The organism is Streptomyces sp. NPDC057854, assembly GCF_042797055.1.
In the GTDB taxonomy this organism is placed as follows: Bacteria; Actinomycetota; Actinomycetes; order Streptomycetales; family Streptomycetaceae; genus Streptomyces.
On the sequence record NZ_JBHVMF010000002.1, the window covers coordinates 77,577 to 93,458 of the forward strand.

Genomic DNA, 15,882 nt, shown 5'->3' on the forward strand with positions numbered 1-15,882 from the left:
AACACCCAGCCGAAATACCTGTCCATTTCGTGACGTAATGCACTGACAGGCCGCCCCACCCCACGACAAGCTGATGTAGGAAGTCGGGGGATCGACTCGAACCGGGAGTACGTCAGTGAGCGCCATGTCTCTTGCCCTGCTGCTGACCACGGCCGCTGCCACGGCCGTGGGCGCCGCTGCCCTGCACCACGTGCGGGGTCTCCGCAAGGAGGTCTCCGCCCTGCGCACCGAGCTGGCCGCGGGCCACGGCGTGACGGTCCCCGCGGCCCGCGCCACCCCCGCCGCCGAGATACGGGCCGCGGTCGCGGAGGCGCTGGCCGAGGAGCGCGAGCGCGAGCTCGCCGAGGCGCGCGCCTTCTGGGCCGCGCAGGAGGCCCGGGACGCGGCCGACGCGCCCTCCGCCCTGCTGGGCGGCGCGGCCGGTGAGGAGACCGGCGGTCTCTTCGTGCCGCGCCAGACGGACTTCGTGGGCCTGGAGGCGATGGCGCTGGAGGCCATGGAGGCCGAGGCCGCCGCGCTGGACGGCGTCCTCGAACCGGTGGACGAGCTCCCGGAGTACCCGGAGTACCCCGAGGACTCCGCCGAGCTGGCCGCCGCCCGCCGCCGGCACCCGTCGCACCCGGACTTCGTGCCGGTGCAGACGCCAGTCGTCACGGACCACGAGCGCACGGTGGCGCGCCTGGAGGAGCTGGCCGACACGGCGACCGCCCTCACGGACGTCCGCCCGGGCCCGCTGGGCACCCTCGACGTGTACGTGTTCGCCGACGGCACCACGCTCTGCATGACCCCGGGGCACCGCGAGACCGCGGAGCGCCTCGCGGAGGCGCTGCGCGCGGGCCGTACGCCGGTCCTGCTGGGCGGCTCGGGCGTCTCGGGCGCGTTCGCGCTGACCTTCTCGTACGGCGACTCCGACGAGGAGAACGTCTACATCCTCGCGGACCGCGTCATCGCGTCCCTGTAGCCGCTCCAGGCCCCGCGGAAGGCCCCCGAGGCTCCCACGAGCCCCCGGGGGCCTCGCTGTGTCTCCCCCGGGCCCGTCACGTCACAGCCCGGAGCGCTCCCGCGCCGCGCGCACCAGTCCGACGGCCTCGTCCAGCTCCCGCTCCCGGGAGCCGGCCGGGGCCGTCCGCAGTGCCTCGGCGAGGTCGGTGCCGGCGACGGCGAGCTGGTCGGCCACGGCGAAGACCCCCGCGTCGGGGATGATCCGCGGCTCGGTTCCGGGCGTCTCGACGCGCTGCGCCCGTACCGCCAGCTCCCGCGCGAGCGCCAGGCCCTCGGCCGCCGCGCCCCGCTGGAGGCGGCTCTGCGGGGCGGCCCGCAGCCGGTCGGCGAAGTTCTCCACGGCCGAGGTCAGTCCACTCACGTCCAGCACGCCCCCGACCCTACCGGGAACGCGGAAGGGCCCGCCCGGCGATGCCGGACGGGCCCTTCCCCCGGGTTTCACGGGGTGCGTCAGTCGTCGCCCTGCAGGATCGACAGCAGACGCAGCATCTCCAGGTAGATCCACACCAGGGTCATGGTGAGACCGAAGGCGGCCAGCCAGGCCTCCTCGCGCGGCGCGCCGTAGGTCACGCCGTCCTCGACCTGCTTGAAGTCGAGGGCCAGGAAGCAGGCGCCCAGGATGATGCCGATGACGCCGAACAGGATGCCGAGGCCGCCGCTGCGGAAGCCGAGGCCGTCGCCGCCGGCGAAGACCGCGAAGAGCAGGTTGGCCACCATGAGCAGCATGAAGCCCATGGCCGCGGCGATCACGAAGCCGGTGAAGCGGCGGTTGACCCGGATCCAGCCCATCTTGTAGGCGATGAGCACACCGGCGAAGACGGCCATCGTGCCGAGGACCGCCTGGATGACCACGCCGTCGGCGATGTAGGTCGAGACGGCGGCGGAGATCACGCCGAGGAAGACGCCCTCGAAGGCCGCGTAGCCCAGGATGAGCGCCGGCGACGGCTTGCGCTTGAAGGACTGCACCAGCGACAGGACCAGGGCGACCAGGGCGGCGCCGATGGCGATGCCGTAGGACTTGCCGAGGTTCGCGGGGTCGACCGGCAGCAGCAGCCAGGACAGCACGGCGGTGAGCACGACCGTGCCGAGCGTCATGGCCGTACGGCTCACGACGTCGTCGATCGTCATCACGTTGCCGCGCGTCTGCTGCGGGGCCCCGGCCTGCACGCCCTCGGGCGCGTAGGGGTTGGTGGCGTACGGGTTGGTCGCACCGTCCGCGTACGGGTTGCCGGTCGCGTACGGGTTCGCTCCGACGGCGGGGCCCCCGGCCTGCGGCTGCTGCGCGTTGAAGCCCGCGTAGCCGTTGTCGCGGCTGAACCCCCGTCGCGAGAAGACCGGGTTGCTGCTCCTCATCTCACTCCTCCATGGACGGCCGCACGCGCGGCCTTGCGTCAAGGGTAATGCGTAGGCAAAAGAAACTCTCTAGTGCTCGGGGAGGATCTTTTGCGACAACTTTCGATCTTGACCGGCCACGGGGGCCCCGGCGGCGGGACGCACCGGCGAAGGAGAAGGGGGGAGGAGAAGGGGAGGGGAGAAGGGGAGGGGAGAAGGGGAGGGGAGAAGGGGCCGTGCACCGGGCCGCAGGCGTCCGCCTGGGGCCCGGGTGGTGCCCGGAACCGGACTTGAACCTGTTCCGACACCCCTTCTGACCTGCGGCGATGCGCTGACCTCTGGGTTTCGATCCGTCTCGCCCCGTCTCAGCCCGCGCGGACCCGCCTGGGAGCACCAGTGCGTTCCCGTGGGAACACGTCTGGGAACTCGCAGGTGAGAGCCCTGCGGATGACACAGAGGGGGGTTGGCGGAATGTCGACGCCTACGCCGAGCGGCGCGCATCGGGCGGCAGCTGGTCGCCCAGGCGGCGGCGCACCTGCTCCCGTACGCGCTCGGGCAGGCCCTCCAGGATGGCGAGGACGGCAGCCGCCTGGGGGTCGAGCGGCTCGTCGGCGTCGGCCGGCTGCTCTTCGGCCGCACGCAGGAGAGTGGGCTCGCCACCCTCCTGGACATCATCCGCCGCGCCCGGCGCCCAGCCGAGGGCGCGCTCGAGGCGACGGTAGGTCGACGCCCGAACACGCACACCTTTTCGAATCTTGGCCAGGGTCTCGTCAGAGATGCCGGCGCGCCCGGCGACGTCGATGTACTGCCACCCCTGTTCGGAGATGTAGCGGTCCACCGTGTCGCCGAGTCTGGCGAGCCCCTCGTCAGCCCCAGCAGTCATGCCGCGGAGCGTACCGCCCCACTCCAATCCACTCCAACGTCATGCCAGCCAAAGTGGCCGATTACCGCTTGGCCGTTCCGCCGGATGGCCGGAACCTCGCCCGGAGGAACGGACTCCAACTTTGGACCCCAGACCTCCAAATACGGGTTGACCCACTCCAAAGTTGGAGTACTTTGGAGTCATGACGCAAACGGTCGACGGCCAGAAGGTCCGCCGCCTGAGGCGTCGGCGCGGCCTGACGGTCGCCGCCGTCGCGGAGGCTGCGGGCTGCTCGAAGTGGATGATCTACAAGATCGAATCCGGCAGGCACCAGCCCGGGCCCGAGGTCTACGTCGGGATGCGCCGGGCGCTGAAGGCGCGAGACCGCGACCTCCAGCCGGCGGGGAGCAAGGCATGACGCTCTCCCCGAACTACGACCTCCAGCAGGCCGCCGACTTCCTCAAGTGCTCCCCGCGCTTCCTGGAGGACAACCTCCGGAGCCTGCCGCACCAGAAGCTGGGGCGGGCCGTCGCGTTCGACGAGCACGACCTGATGGAGATCAAGGACATGTTCCGCGTCCGGCCGGCCTCCACAGCCGCCCCGTCCACCACGGTCCGCAGCCTCTCGCAGATCCGCCCCAAGGGCGCCCGCGTCTCCTGACGTCCGAACGCCGAGGCCGCCCACCGGCCCCGGCATCCCCCGGCACCTCAACCACGAATCGAGGCACCGTGAAGCACCCTACCCACAACCCGCCCGACTCCTCCCGACTTGTCCGCGCTGCGGACGGCTCGCTGTGGCGCACCGCCGGCCAAACCAGCAGCGGTGAGCAGCTGTACGTCCTCGACGGAGTCGACATCGGCACGTGCCCGATGTGGGTCCGCGAGCGGGAGACGCTGCTCGTCGAGCTCACCGGCGGCCCGCTCACCCCCGTGACGGAGACGAGGGGGGCCGCCGCGTGACGTACCCCGCCATCACCGCCGTCGCCGCCCTGGCCTGGGTCCTCGGCGGCCTCGGCCTCCGCGCCCTCCTCACCCGCGGCACGCGCCGGTCGGGCGGTGAGCGCTGATGCTGACCGCCGACCGGGTCGCCGACATCCTCGCTGGCCGCACCACCTACCGCAGCACCGAGCAGCTGGACCGCGACGTCCAGGACCTCCTCGCCGAACGCGCCGAGCTGCTCGCCCGGCTCGGTGTCGAGCAGGGGAAGGACACCGTCGACGGCGGCGAGTCCACCCCCGCCCCGCACACCGCCCGCACCGCCGAGGTCCGGTTCGGCGCCTGGGGGTCCCTCCGACTGATCGGCCCCACGGTCCGTGACCTGGAGCCCGACTACTACGGCCACTTCTACCGGCAGTTGGGCGGCTGGCTCCGGGACGCCCTGTCCGGCGAGCTGCCCCGGGGCACCGAGTACCTGGAGTGGGCCCACCTGCCGGGCCTCGTCATGCCGACCGGCATCAACGTGCAGGTCGCCATCGCCACCACCCGGGACGCCTCGCGGTACATGACCATCGAGTGGCGGCGGGAGCGGCCCCGATGACGTACACCGCGACCTACTTCCTCAACGCGCCGGCCCTCCAGGGCTACGCCGAGATCGTGCCCGTCCTCGTCGTCTACCCGGGCGGCACTCCGGCCGGGGGAAGTCTCTCCCTCCAGATGCCGCCCACCGCCACGGCCGCCCAGGCCGTCGACATCGCGGACACCATCCTCGACGCCGTGGCCCGCTGGCGGGACGACCTGGCGGACCGCGCCGGACGGCCGCGCCGCTCGGCGGTCCCGCTCACCCTGTACCGAGCCGCGCACGACTCCATCCCCCTCGGCCTGTACACCTCCCGAGAAGCCGCTCGGGCCCACTGCGAGGACCTCATGCGCCGTGAGGGCGACGCCGGGACGCTCGTGTGGATCCCCGACGACGACACGCCGGAGGCGACCGAGGACCTCGTCGTCTTCCCCGTCGGGAGCTCGGATGCCCCGGTCACCGGGTACACGGTGACCCCGCTGTCCGCCGCCGCCGCGTACGACCCGGAGGCGGACGAGTGACCACCGACATCGACCACGGCACGCACCGCGGCTACGGCCAGCACCTCCGGCGGGGCATTCGGCCGTGTACGGAGTGCCGGGCCGCCCACAGCGAACGCGAGCGCGAGCGCAAGGCACGCATCCGCGCCGCTGCGGGTGCCACGGCTGCCCAGAAGAAGTGGAACCGCGGCGCGGTCGGGGTGCCGTCGGCGCCGCGGCCGGTGCCGACCGGCCGCGACTGCACCGTCTCCGGCTGCGGCACCCCCGGCACCACGCCGCAGCCGGCCGCGCACATGGTCTGCGTCACCTGGCCCGGCTCGCGGGAGCCCGCACGCTGGTACTGCCCGGGCGGCTGCGAGGCGTACGGCCTGGCCCTGGCCGAGGTGCGCGCGCTCGGGAGTCGTCATGCGTGACGTCCTCGCCCTGGGCGTCCTCGGCCTCCTCCTCGTCGGGGCCGGAACCGTGGCCGTGGCCGTCGTCTGCGCGACGGTCACGGCCGCCCGGGCCGTGCGCGCCCTCGCCGGGCTCCGGCGGCGCCCGCTGCGAACCGGGCCGCGCCCGGCCGCAGCGCTTCTGCCGGGGGTACGGCCGTTCGTGTGGCTCCAGTGCGACGCGGTGCGCTGCGCCCACCTCCAGACGCCGCACTACCCGGCTGGCCCCGGCTACGTGTCGTGCAGCGGCTGCGGCGCCCGTCGCCCCTCTCCGGCGCCGTCGCCGTGACCGGCAGGCACCGGCCGCCGCCGTGCGGCCACGTCGGCGCTCACGGCCTTCTCCGCGCCCGCCTGTACGTCACCGGCTGGTGCTGCGACCGCCACACGCCCGCTGCCGTCGCAGGCCGGCCCGAGCCGCCGCCGGGGCCCGGCTGGCCCCCCGGCGCCTACCTCTTCCAGACCCCCGACTCCCCCGACCCTGCTTCGCACGAGGAGCCCCAGTGAGCCCCGTCCCGACCCCCGCTGACGTCTTCCGGCGCCACCCCCGCCCGCCCGCTCCTGCACGTTCGCCGCTCGCCCCCGAGCCTCACGACCCGGCGACCGACGAGCCGTACCGCGCGCTGTGGGAGCGGGGCATCGTCGCCACCCGCCTCATCCCGCACACCCGCTTCGTCGCCCTGGCCCTCGCGACGCACGCCGAGTGGGCCACCGGCCGCATCCCCGAGGACGCTCAGCCGCGCCTCGGCCGCCTCGTCGACCTCACCGGCCTGGACGCCGGGCTCGTGGTCGTCTCGCTCAACATCCTGGAGTCGCGCGGCTGGATCCGGCGGGACGCGAAGAGCCGCCGCTGGACCGTCGCGACCATCCGCCTCTCCGTGCCCGGGCCGATCATGCGCCGCCTGAAGAAGTCCGGGGCGCAGACCCCCGTCCGTACCTGACCGGCCCGGCCGAGGCCCCGCGCCCCGGCCCGCCTGGACCCGTACCCGCAACACCCCCTGAGAGAGGCACCCCGTGGACGACGAGCAGCGGCAGCGGACCGGCGGCAGCGTGGCGCACGCCTACGGCAACGCGCTCGCCCGCCAGTGGGCCCCCGCCCTGCCCCGCCCGCTCACCGGCGGGTTTCTGACCCTCCTCTACGCCCTTCGTGTCCTCGCGAGCGCTGACGGCCGCCTGCGCTACGAGCGCGACGGCAGGGCGATCACCCTGCCCCAGATCGCGAAGGCGTGCCGCAGCGACCAGAAGGACGTGCGGGACTACCTCGAGGCCGCCGTCGCCGCCGGCGTCGTGGCCATCGTCGACGACGGCCACGGGACGGGGGGACGGCGGGGCCGTGCGGTCATGTACTCCCTGGTCCTCTGTCCCACTCCGGACTGGGAACGCGCCGCCGGCCTCGTATGGATCGCACAGCAGAAGAAGAAGGAGCAGCGCGAGGCCCGGGCCCTCGCCCGCAAGGCCGCCGCAGCCGCCCAGACCTCGGGGGACAGTGCCCCTGCCCCTGTCGACGACACCTCGGGGGACAGTGCCCCCACCCCTGCTGACGACACCTCGGGGGACAGTGCCCCTACCCAGGTCGGGGGACAGTGCCCCGAGGAGGTCGGGGGACAGTGCCCCGACCACCCAGGAAGTACCCAGGTAAAACCCCATGATGTGGCTGAGGTTGTACCTCAACCACAGGACGGACGCGGGCGCGCGAACGAGAAGACGAGCCCCCAGCCGGAGAAGCACCGCCGCTGTGGCGGCGGCTGCGGCCAGCCGGTCATCCGGCCCGACCGCATCCTGTGCTCCGGCTGCGAGCGCAAAGCCCAGAAGGCCACCCACGGGCAGCCTGGGCCCATCCAGGGCGCGTTCATGATCGCCGTGTCGCCCGGCCGCCTCCCCGGCCCCCGGAGCGCCCCACGGCCCGCCCAGACCCCGCAGATGGACCCGTTCGTGCCGCTGCACTTCTGCGACTGCGGCCGCGAGTACCGCGCCGCTACACCTGACCGCTGCCCCATCTGCCTCGACGCCGCTGCTGCCGAGCGCGCCACCGGCTGACCCACCACCCCGACCCACGGAGGGAGAACCCATGTCCAACTCGCCGACGACTACGGTCCCGTGCCTGTCCTGCGGCACGCTGGTCCGCTGGGCCGTCACCGCCGCCAGCCGCCGCCAGGCCGTGAACGCCGACCCCGACCCGGCCGGCAACCTCGGCGCCTACACCGACGGCACCGGCCGCCTGCGCGTCCGCGTCCTCACCACCGAACGCCCCACCCTGGAGCACGCCGAGTGGCGCGCCATGCCGCACGCCGCCACCTGCACCCTTCCGCAGCCCCGCCGTATGCCGCCCAGGACCCGCGAGCGCACCGGCACCCGTCCGGCCCCATGGCGGGGGTGGACCCGATGACCACCGCGCTGGCCCCCCGCGACATCGCCGCCGAGGCCGCCGCCCTGGCCGCCGCCACCGCCCTGGACGTGCTCGGCCGGCAGATCAACGCCGACGAGGCCGCCCGGCTCGGGACCGCCGTCGTGGCCGCACTGACCTCCGGCGGCTGGGCCATCCACGCCGACATGAACCGGCGGCGCCACCCGGACCACCCCGAACTGCGCCCCTGGGATCTCAGCATCCTGGCCGGCCTCGCCCGCGGGCACACGGTGGCCGAGATCGGCACGATGACGGGCGTCCCGTCCGCGACCGTCCGCCACCGTGTGCAGCGGCTGCGGACGCGGATCGGCGCAGCGAACGCCGCCCACGCCGTGGCCATCGCGTACGAACGTGGGTGGATGGCCCACTTGGCCCCCGAGCCGCGCGGCCCCATCCGGCTCTCGCGCCGTCAGCTCCAGACCCTCGCGCTCATGGCCGCCGGCCACACCAACGAGGCCATCGGCCGCCACCTGCGGCTGACCCCGAACTCCGTCGTGACGTACGTCCGACGCCTCTACGCCGTCCTGGACGCCTCCCGCGCCGGCTGCGTCTACCCCGCCACGCGACCGCACGCCGTCGCCCTCGGGTACCAGCACGGCCTCCTCCCGGTCCCGCTCGGTCCCGAAGGAGCCGCTGAACCCGGACCGCAGCACTGCCGCACGTGCTACATGCCCCTCCCCCACCACCACGTGCACTGCCCCCACTTCGGCACCTGAAGGCACCCGGCCGCCCCCGCGGGAATCGGGGGCGGCCGGACGCCCAGCATCCCACCCACCGCCAGGAGCAACCGATGAGCGACCGCCCCAACTCGCCCGGCGACCAGTTCACCGAGGCCGCCATCCGCCGCGGCACCTACCTCGAGGCCGCCGCCGAGGCCGACACCGCCAGCAAGCTGTTCCCCGACACCGACGAGTACGCCGCCGCCATCGGCGCTTTGGAGGGCCTGGCGCAGCGGCTCCGGCGCTTCGCGCAGCACCACACCACCGCCGAGCAGCCCGCCGGCCTCACGTGGGAGGCCCGCGCCGACCACGCCGTCCGCCTCTACGCCCGCACCGCGATCGAGCTGGAGGACGCCCGGGCCGAGACCACCCGGCTCCGCGCCAGGCTCGCCGAACTGGAGCAGCCGGCCACCGCGCCCCAGACCACCACCACGGTCGGGAGCACCGAGCCGGAGGACGCATGGACCCTCTCCGCCCATCACGGAGTCCTGCCTGGCCGCTACCGCACCGAGCGCCAGCAAGTGGCCATCGAACTGGGCCGCGACCTTCTGCGGGACGGCGTCGTCAGCTTCCTGCGCCAGCTGGTGGGGGAACCGCGGACGCGGGCCCTCCTCGCTGCGCACCGCTCCGGTGCTCTGCGTGAAGCCGCCCATCGCGCCGAGCAGCTGGGCCTCCGCTTCAGCGAGCAGGGCGACAACGACCGTAGCTCCGGCGCCTACGCCGTGATGACCGAGCTCCAGAGCATGGCCAAGGAGGACAAGCGATGACCCAGCGCACAGCCAAGATCCCTTCCGCCACGGGCCTGGCTTCCGGCGACCACCGTGCGAGCCTCGACGTGCTCCTCGCCCGCCTCCCCCGGGTCGCCCTCGGCCACGCGAGTCCCCTGACCCCCGACGAGGCCGCCGCCATCACCGCCGCCGTCCAGGCCGAGCGGGCCGCCGCCGACAACGCCGCCCGGCAGCGTGACCGCCTCGGCCACTTCCTCATCGCCGCGTGCCGCGCAGCCGGCGCAGCCACCTACGCCGACGTCCCCGCGGCCGTACGCGCCCTTGCCCGCGAAGTGGCCGCCGCCGAGGAGACCGCCCGCGAGCTGGCGGCCCTCGCGGAAGACTGGTTCGTCTCCAGCGCGCCCGGCGACAAGCGCGAGTGTGGCCGCGTCCTGGCTGGCGTGCTCCAGGCCGCCGCCGACGCCCGTACGGCCCGGCTCTCGCACCTCGAGGGGCAGCCGTGACGACGTGCCTGATCTGTGCCCACGCCGCCGGGCCGGCCCGTACGGCCTGCGCCCAGTGCGAACACCAGCTGCGTGGCTGGCTCGCCGAACTCCCCCGCCAAGTCGTGCTCCTGACCGCGTCCCTGGAGCTCGGCGCCAGACCCGCCCAGGGGTTCGGTGGCACCGGCCGCGCGCACTCACCGCTCCCCGTACGCGCCGACGTGCTCAACCTCCTCGGACCCGCCGCTCCGGGCACCGTGCACGACGACCACGGAGACCAGGGCGGCCCCACGCCGATCCACGCCGTACTGCACGCCTGGGCCGAGCAGCTGGCCGACGACCTCGGCCACCGCCTACGGCCCATCAACCACAGCGCCCCGTACGCCGACTACCTCCGCCGGCACCTCGACCACGTCGTCCGCGCCCCCTGGGCCGCCGAGCTGCACACCGAGCTCTCGGACCTCATCCGGCGCATCCGAGCGGTGACGAGCACCGAACCCCGCCGCCGCTCCCTGGACGCGCCCTGTCCGTCCTGCCAGGCATTCACCCTCGGTCACACGGACTGGCAGACGTACACCGACTGCGAGGCGTGCGGGCTGCTGCTCACCCCGGACGAGTACCGCGCGCACCACGCCGCGGTCATGCCCGCCCTCGCCCGCACCGCCCTCGGCATCGTCCTCGCCAACCACACCGCCACCCGAGAGGCATCATGAACACCGACATCGCCGCCCGTCGCGCGACAGTCGCGCGACTCCACGCCACCGGGCACTCCCTGCGCACCATCGCCGAGCAGATCGGCGCGAGCAAAGACACCGTCGCCCGGGACGTCGAGGCCATCGAGGCCGCCGCCAAGGCAGCAGCCGCCCGGGCCGCCGCCCGCCACGCCCGCCGACGTCTCCACCGGCGCGCCCGCCCTGCCCGTCTCCGCAGGCCACAGCCCCTGCGACACCGTCTCGCCCACGCCACCGCCACGGCCACGCTCGCACGCGACGCGTCGCGCGACACCGAGGCGCGCCCGGCAGCGAGCACGCCCTCAGGTGCGCCGTGTCTCACCGTGCCCGTCACCCCCGGCCTGCTCCGGGACCTCGCCACCCTCACGGGCAACGGGGTCTCCGCCGAGACCGCACTCGCCGCCGCTGTCTGGACGCAGGCCCGCGCCTACCGCCATGCCTGGGACACCGGCGTCTACCCGCGCACCGCCGACCCGCACCTCACCGGCAGCACGTACGCGCCCTACACGCCGCTCCCTCCGCGCCCGACCCAGCAGCGGAACCGGCTGGACATGATCGCTACTTAGCGCAACACTGGTGCCAGCACCACACGTGCGCCCAGACCTCACCACGGCCCCCGCCGCCACCGCGGGGGCCGTCGCCGTTCCAGGGGGTGACCATGGCCACGCTCTACACCGCAGCCGAGGCCGCCGAGGCCGCAACCGCATGGCGGCGCTTCCTCTCCGCAGGCGCCGCCGCCGTCACACCCGCGACCGTCCGCTCCTGGGCAGCCCGCGGCCACCTCGCCCCCGCCGGCCTCGACGAGCGCGGTCGCCCCCTCTACGACCGAAGCGCCATTGCTCAGGCCGAGGTCGCCACCCGCAGCCGCGCCCTACGCCTCGTCGGCATCCCCGAAAGCTCCCCCGCCGCCCGGTAGGCCCCAGCCGAACCGGCCTGCTCCGTACACGACTCGCTCCTCATTACGAGGGACGCGACCCACCACCGGAGACCCCTGTGATTCCCACCTGGACCATTCACCACGGAGACGCCCTCACCACACTCCGCACCCTCCCCACCAACTCCATCGACGCCGTGATCACCGACCCGCCCTACAACAGCGGCGCCGCGACGATCACCATGCGCATCAACGACACGGCACGCGGGAAGTACGTCAACGGCAACGCCCAGCACGACCTCCCCGACTTCCCCGGCGAAAGCCGCGACCAGCGGGGCTACCTTGCCTGGATGACCCTCGTCCTCACCGAATGCCTTCGGATCGCCCGACCCGGTACCCCACTGCTCCTGTTCAGCGACTTCCGGCAGGTCCCCATCAACTCCGACGCCCTCCAGGCCGCCGGCTGGACATGGCGCGGCATCGTCCCGTGGCACAAGCCCACCGCTCGCCCCCAGAAGGGCGGGTTCCGCCGTTCCTGCGAGTACGTCCTCTGGGCCACCAACGGCCCCATCGACGCCGCCCGCAACCCGGTCTATCTCGACGGTCTCGTATCAGGCTCACAGCCGCGAGGCCGCAACCGACTGCACATCACGCAGAAGCCCCTCGACGTCATGCAGGCACTCGTACGCGTCTGCGCCCCAGGCGGCACCGTCCTCGACCCGTTCACCGGATCAGGGTCAACCGGGGCCGCAGCGCTCGCCGAGGGCCGCTCGTTCGTCGGCATCGAACTCTCCCCGGACTACGCCAACATCGCCCGCGCGCGCCTCACCGCAGCCGCATGAGCCCCTAGCCCCCAATTCGGCCTTTCTCGGCGCGGGCACGGCGGCGTGATCACAACCGGGTCACACACTCCACAGGCTGTGCACAGATCCGGCACGCTGGCCCGATGCGCACCAAGACCACGCTCATAGCCACCGCCGCCCTCGCCCTCGCCCTCACCGCCTGCGGCACTGAGGCCACGCCCGACCCTGCCGCCCCCCTCCAGGGCAAGCCCGCCACCACGCCGGCCACCACCCCGGCCACGCTCAGCCCCGACGCCCTCGCGTCCGCCCGCGCCGCCGCCGGCCTCCCGCCCAAGCCCGACGCCGCCACCGCCGCCGCGTTCATCGCCGCGCTCGACGCCATCGACAAGGACATCGTCCACGGCAAGGAAGAGAAGGCCCTCAGCCGCGGAGCCGACACCTGCGCCACCTACAAGCGGTACCCGGGCGACGAGGCCAAGCAGATTGACCAGACCAACAAGCGCTGGTCCAGTCCGACCCACCCGGACGGCCACGGCCTCGCCACCGCAAAGAAGATCCTGGCCGCCGCACACGAGCACCTCTGCCCCAGCTTCTGACCCACCCACAGACCGGCCCGTCCCCGCCTGCCCTCCCAGGCGCGGGCGGGCCGACCCATACCCGGAGGCGACCATGGCCCGGCTGACCTATCCCGACGCGCGCAAGGCCGTAAGGCAGATCGAACGCCGAGACGCCCAGGCAGCCGAGCAGTACAGGGCCGAGCTCAGGTATCACCACTTCCGGCCTCGCGTCGCCCGCAGCATGCCGCATAGCGACTACTACGACGGCACGCGCGTGCTGCCCTCGCTGCCCGGGGCGCCCACCTACCCGTGGCCTCATGCCCAGGCGTAAGGCCCTCCAGGTCTGCCCCACCCCCGGGTGCCCGAACCTCACCCCCCTCGGCCGCTGCCCCGCCTGCCAGACCGAGGCGACTCGAGCGCGACCACGACACAAGGACGCCGGCCGAGGGAAGGACTGGCGCGACGCGAGCGCCGCGTACCTCCGTGACCATCCGTACTGCGAGTGCGAGGAGTGCGCGGCGCTGCCTCCTCTCCAGCGTGACCGAGCGACCGAGGTCGACCACATCGACGGCCTCGGCCCCCTCGGCCCCCGCGGGTTCGACCCGACGAACTGGCAGGCCATGAGCAAGCGCCACCACGCCCGCAAGACCGCCCGCGAGACATGGGGCACGTGACCGACGACCGTCACTCTCTGTCGACCCGACCCAGGGGGGTGACCCCGCCAGGCCGGGGGTGAAACGACGCGGGGGAGGGCGCGACCTGGTCCGTCAGGTCAAAGGGTCCGCCAGTCATCACGCAACGTGACGGCGAGTGCTGCGCAACGCAGCGTGAGGAGTGATCCACATGCCCCGTGGCGGACACGCCGCGTCCGGCCCGGCGCCGGATCCCAACGCGCTGCGGCGCAACCGGAAGAGCGACGCCGCCGGGTGGCGGACACTGCCGGCCGAGGGCCGCCAGGGCTCCGCGCCGTCCTGGCCGCTGACCGAGCCGACCGACCGCGAGTACGACCTGTGGGCGGACCTGTGGGAGACGCCGCAGGCCGTCGCGTGGGAGGAACTCGGCCAGGCCCTGGAGGTCGCGCTCTTCGTCCGGACGCTGGCCGAGGCCGAACGCCCGGATGCTCGGGTCGACATCAAGAAGATGATCCGCGGCTACCTCGACAGTCTCGGCCTGTCGGTCGCCGGGATGCTGCGGCACCGGTGGCGGGTGGCGCCCGGGGCGGAGGCCAGCGAGGGCGCCACTGCACCGGAGGCCCCGGTGCGGCGCCGGCCGTCGGCGCGGGACCGGTTCAAGGTCGTGCTCGGCGATGGCGGCTGAGGCCGCCGCCGAGTACATCGTCGACTTCCCGACCCTCTGGGTTGTCCTGGACTGGATCGAGGAGCACTGCCCGATCCCGGACGGCTTCCGCGCGGGTGAGCGCATGGAGCTGTACCCGTGGCAGGGATGGTGCACGGTCAACCACTACCGCGTCCGCCCGGGCGCGCGCGTGGGCCAGCTGGCGCCCGCCTTCCACTACCGCCGCTCGCAGATCGTCGCCCCGCAGAAGACTGGCAAAGGCCCCTGGTCCGCTGCGATCGTCCTGGCCGAGGCGGCCGGACCCGTCGTCTTCGACGGGTGGGCCCGCGGCGGCGAGCTCTACCGCTGCTCGGATCACGGGTGCGGGTGCGGGTGGTGGTACCGGTACGAGGCTGGAGAGCCGATGGGCACCCCGTGGCCCACACCGCTCATCCAGCTCACGGCCACGTCCGAGGACCAGGTCGCGAACGTCTACCGGCCGCTTCAGTCGATGATCAAGCGAGGTCCGCTCGCTGAGATTATGCGGGTGGGCGAGGAGTTCACCCGGGTCGGCGACGACGGCCGGATCGACACCGTCACCTCGTCGGCGCTGTCCCGGCTCGGCAACCCGATCATCTTCGCCCTCCAAGACGAGACCGGCCTCTACACCGCGGCGAACAAGCTCCGCCGGGTGGCTGAGACGCAGCGCCGCGGTGCCGCCGGCATGGGCGGCAGGAGCATGGAGACCACCAACGCGTGGGACCCGAGCGAGAAGAGCGTCGCGCAGACGACCTCGGAGGCGAAGGTAAAGGACGTCTTCAAGTACCACCCGCAGGCGCCGAAGACCCTGAGCTACGGCAGCAAGCGGGACCGCCGGAAGATCCACACCATCGTCTACGCCGGGTCCGCGCACGTCGACCTGGACGCCATTGAGGCCGAGACTGCCGAGCTCATGGAGGAGGACCCGGCGCAGGCCGAACGGTTCTTCGGCAACCGGCCGGTGGCCGGCTCGGCGTCGTGGCTCGACGGCGCGAAGTGGGCGGCGAAGGCGGCGCCGCGGCGGGTCCGCCCGTTCACGCGGGTGGTGCTCGGTTTCGACGGCTCGGATATGGACGACTGGACCGCGATCCGCGCCGAGACGATGGACGGCTACCAGTTCACCCCGCTGTACGGGCCGGATGACCTGCCGACGATCTGGAACCCCGAGGACCACGGCGGGCAGGTCCCGCGCGCGGAGGTGCGGGCCGCGATGGACCAGCTGATGACCCGGTACGACGTCGTCCGGCTGTACGCGGACCCCCCTTACTGGGAGACCGAGGTTGACGAGTGGGTGGACAAGTACGGCGAGGAGCGGGTGATCCGCTGGTACACCCGGCGCGTGATCCAGATGCACTCGGCGGCCGAGCGGCTGAAGACCGACGTCGTCAAGCGCAACAGCGACGGCGCCGCGTTCACGCACGACGGCTGCGAGATCACCGAGACGCACATCGCCAACACCCGCTCGGCGGCCCGGCCCAGCAACCGGTACGTCCTGAGGAAGGCCAGCCCCACCCAGAAGATCGACGTCACCGTCGCCAGCATCCTCGCCCATGAGGCGCTCGGCGACGTCATCGCCGCCGGCCTGGCCGAGCGGGTCGAGTCCTACTACTACGGCAGCTGAGGAGGTCCTC

General features: G+C 73.3%; 25 protein-coding genes. 22 read left to right on the plus strand and 3 right to left on the minus strand.

Annotation, left to right across the window (positions count from 1 at the left end):
• Positions 1-124: 124 nt before the first annotated feature.
• The gene (locus ACFVQZ_RS04580; RefSeq protein WP_030496715.1) at positions 125-961 is read left to right on the plus strand and encodes a hypothetical protein; all 837 of its coding nucleotides are present in this window, start codon (positions 125-127) and stop codon (positions 959-961) included.
• 81 nt (positions 962-1,042) lie between these two features.
• Here the strand turns inward: ACFVQZ_RS04580 and ACFVQZ_RS04585 are convergent, their stop codons facing one another.
• From ACFVQZ_RS04585 to ACFVQZ_RS04595, 3 genes are all read right to left on the minus strand, one after another.
• Positions 1,043-1,372 carry a hypothetical protein gene (locus ACFVQZ_RS04585; RefSeq protein WP_030496714.1) on the minus strand — a complete coding sequence of 110 codons (330 nt, stop codon included), beginning with the start codon at positions 1,370-1,372 and terminating at the stop codon, positions 1,043-1,045.
• Positions 1,373-1,452: 80 nt separating this feature from the next.
• A complete protein-coding gene (locus ACFVQZ_RS04590; protein ID WP_383619617.1) occupies positions 1,453-2,355 on the minus strand; it encodes a Bax inhibitor-1/YccA family protein in 903 nt (300 codons plus the stop codon).
• A 460-nt stretch (positions 2,356-2,815) separates the two neighbouring features.
• Positions 2,816-3,217 (minus strand): helix-turn-helix domain-containing protein, encoded by a 402-nt coding sequence (locus ACFVQZ_RS04595; RefSeq protein ID WP_383619619.1) that lies wholly within the window; start codon positions 3,215-3,217, stop codon positions 2,816-2,818.
• A gap of 181 nt (positions 3,218-3,398) precedes the next feature.
• On the opposite strand from ACFVQZ_RS04595, the gene ACFVQZ_RS04600 reads away from it, so the two are divergent.
• From ACFVQZ_RS04600 to ACFVQZ_RS04700, 21 genes are all read left to right on the plus strand, one after another.
• Positions 3,399-3,614 (plus strand): helix-turn-helix domain-containing protein, encoded by a 216-nt coding sequence (locus ACFVQZ_RS04600; protein ID WP_383619621.1) that lies wholly within the window; start codon positions 3,399-3,401, stop codon positions 3,612-3,614.
• Entirely contained in the window at positions 3,611-3,856 is a 246-nt protein-coding gene (locus tag ACFVQZ_RS04605) for a hypothetical protein (protein WP_383619623.1), read from the plus strand. Before ACFVQZ_RS04600 ends, ACFVQZ_RS04605 begins: the two co-directional genes overlap by 4 nt.
• 68 nt (positions 3,857-3,924) lie before the next feature.
• A complete protein-coding gene (locus ACFVQZ_RS04610) occupies positions 3,925-4,155 on the plus strand; it encodes a hypothetical protein (RefSeq protein ID WP_383619625.1) in 231 nt (76 codons plus the stop codon).
• Positions 4,156-4,261: 106 nt separating this feature from the next.
• Positions 4,262-4,732 (plus strand): hypothetical protein, encoded by a 471-nt coding sequence (locus ACFVQZ_RS04615; RefSeq protein WP_383619627.1) that lies wholly within the window; start codon positions 4,262-4,264, stop codon positions 4,730-4,732.
• On the plus strand, positions 4,729-5,232 hold the full coding sequence (locus ACFVQZ_RS04620; RefSeq protein ID WP_383619629.1) for a hypothetical protein: 504 nt from the start codon (positions 4,729-4,731) through the stop codon (positions 5,230-5,232). Before ACFVQZ_RS04615 ends, ACFVQZ_RS04620 begins: the two co-directional genes overlap by 4 nt.
• Positions 5,229-5,624: a hypothetical protein gene (locus ACFVQZ_RS04625; RefSeq protein WP_383619631.1), complete on the plus strand. Its 396-nt coding sequence runs from the start codon at positions 5,229-5,231 to the stop codon at positions 5,622-5,624. The genes ACFVQZ_RS04620 and ACFVQZ_RS04625 overlap by 4 nt, the downstream gene beginning before the upstream one ends.
• Positions 5,617-5,931 (plus strand): hypothetical protein, encoded by a 315-nt coding sequence (locus ACFVQZ_RS04630; protein ID WP_383619633.1) that lies wholly within the window; start codon positions 5,617-5,619, stop codon positions 5,929-5,931. Before ACFVQZ_RS04625 ends, ACFVQZ_RS04630 begins: the two co-directional genes overlap by 8 nt.
• 211 nt (positions 5,932-6,142) lie before the next feature.
• Entirely contained in the window at positions 6,143-6,580 is a 438-nt protein-coding gene (locus ACFVQZ_RS04635) for a hypothetical protein (protein WP_383619634.1), read from the plus strand.
• Between the two features lie 73 nt (positions 6,581-6,653).
• On the plus strand, positions 6,654-7,676 hold the full coding sequence (locus ACFVQZ_RS04640; RefSeq protein ID WP_383619636.1) for a hypothetical protein: 1,023 nt from the start codon (positions 6,654-6,656) through the stop codon (positions 7,674-7,676).
• A 31-nt stretch (positions 7,677-7,707) separates the two neighbouring features.
• Positions 7,708-8,025 carry a hypothetical protein gene (locus tag ACFVQZ_RS04645; protein ID WP_383619638.1) on the plus strand — a complete coding sequence of 106 codons (318 nt, stop codon included), beginning with the start codon at positions 7,708-7,710 and terminating at the stop codon, positions 8,023-8,025.
• On the plus strand, positions 8,022-8,759 hold the full coding sequence (locus tag ACFVQZ_RS04650) for a response regulator transcription factor (RefSeq protein ID WP_383619640.1): 738 nt from the start codon (positions 8,022-8,024) through the stop codon (positions 8,757-8,759). Before ACFVQZ_RS04645 ends, ACFVQZ_RS04650 begins: the two co-directional genes overlap by 4 nt.
• Before the next feature lie 74 nt (positions 8,760-8,833).
• Positions 8,834-9,529, plus strand: a complete 696-nt coding sequence (locus ACFVQZ_RS04655; protein ID WP_383619641.1) for a hypothetical protein — start codon at positions 8,834-8,836, stop codon at positions 9,527-9,529.
• Positions 9,526-9,993 carry a hypothetical protein gene (locus tag ACFVQZ_RS04660; protein WP_383619643.1) on the plus strand — a complete coding sequence of 156 codons (468 nt, stop codon included), beginning with the start codon at positions 9,526-9,528 and terminating at the stop codon, positions 9,991-9,993. Before ACFVQZ_RS04655 ends, ACFVQZ_RS04660 begins: the two co-directional genes overlap by 4 nt.
• Positions 9,990-10,685: a hypothetical protein gene (locus ACFVQZ_RS04665; RefSeq protein ID WP_383619645.1), complete on the plus strand. Its 696-nt coding sequence runs from the start codon at positions 9,990-9,992 to the stop codon at positions 10,683-10,685. Before ACFVQZ_RS04660 ends, ACFVQZ_RS04665 begins: the two co-directional genes overlap by 4 nt.
• Positions 10,682-11,269 (plus strand): hypothetical protein, encoded by a 588-nt coding sequence (locus ACFVQZ_RS04670; RefSeq protein ID WP_383619647.1) that lies wholly within the window; start codon positions 10,682-10,684, stop codon positions 11,267-11,269. Before ACFVQZ_RS04665 ends, ACFVQZ_RS04670 begins: the two co-directional genes overlap by 4 nt.
• A 92-nt stretch (positions 11,270-11,361) precedes the next feature.
• The gene (locus ACFVQZ_RS04675; protein ID WP_383619649.1) at positions 11,362-11,619 is read left to right on the plus strand and encodes a MerR family transcriptional regulator; all 258 of its coding nucleotides are present in this window, start codon (positions 11,362-11,364) and stop codon (positions 11,617-11,619) included.
• Positions 11,620-11,696: 77 nt separating this feature from the next.
• The gene (locus tag ACFVQZ_RS04680; RefSeq protein WP_383619651.1) at positions 11,697-12,419 is read left to right on the plus strand and encodes a DNA-methyltransferase; all 723 of its coding nucleotides are present in this window, start codon (positions 11,697-11,699) and stop codon (positions 12,417-12,419) included.
• Between the two features lie 104 nt (positions 12,420-12,523).
• A complete protein-coding gene (locus tag ACFVQZ_RS04685; protein ID WP_383619653.1) occupies positions 12,524-12,976 on the plus strand; it encodes a hypothetical protein in 453 nt (150 codons plus the stop codon).
• Between the two features lie 278 nt (positions 12,977-13,254).
• Positions 13,255-13,611, plus strand: a complete 357-nt coding sequence (locus tag ACFVQZ_RS04690; RefSeq protein WP_383619655.1) for a hypothetical protein — start codon at positions 13,255-13,257, stop codon at positions 13,609-13,611.
• A gap of 169 nt (positions 13,612-13,780) precedes the next feature.
• Positions 13,781-14,254 carry a hypothetical protein gene (locus ACFVQZ_RS04695; protein WP_383619657.1) on the plus strand — a complete coding sequence of 158 codons (474 nt, stop codon included), beginning with the start codon at positions 13,781-13,783 and terminating at the stop codon, positions 14,252-14,254.
• Entirely contained in the window at positions 14,244-15,872 is a 1,629-nt protein-coding gene (locus ACFVQZ_RS04700) for a hypothetical protein (RefSeq protein ID WP_383619659.1), read from the plus strand. Before ACFVQZ_RS04695 ends, ACFVQZ_RS04700 begins: the two co-directional genes overlap by 11 nt.
• Positions 15,873-15,882: the final 10 nt, after the last annotated feature.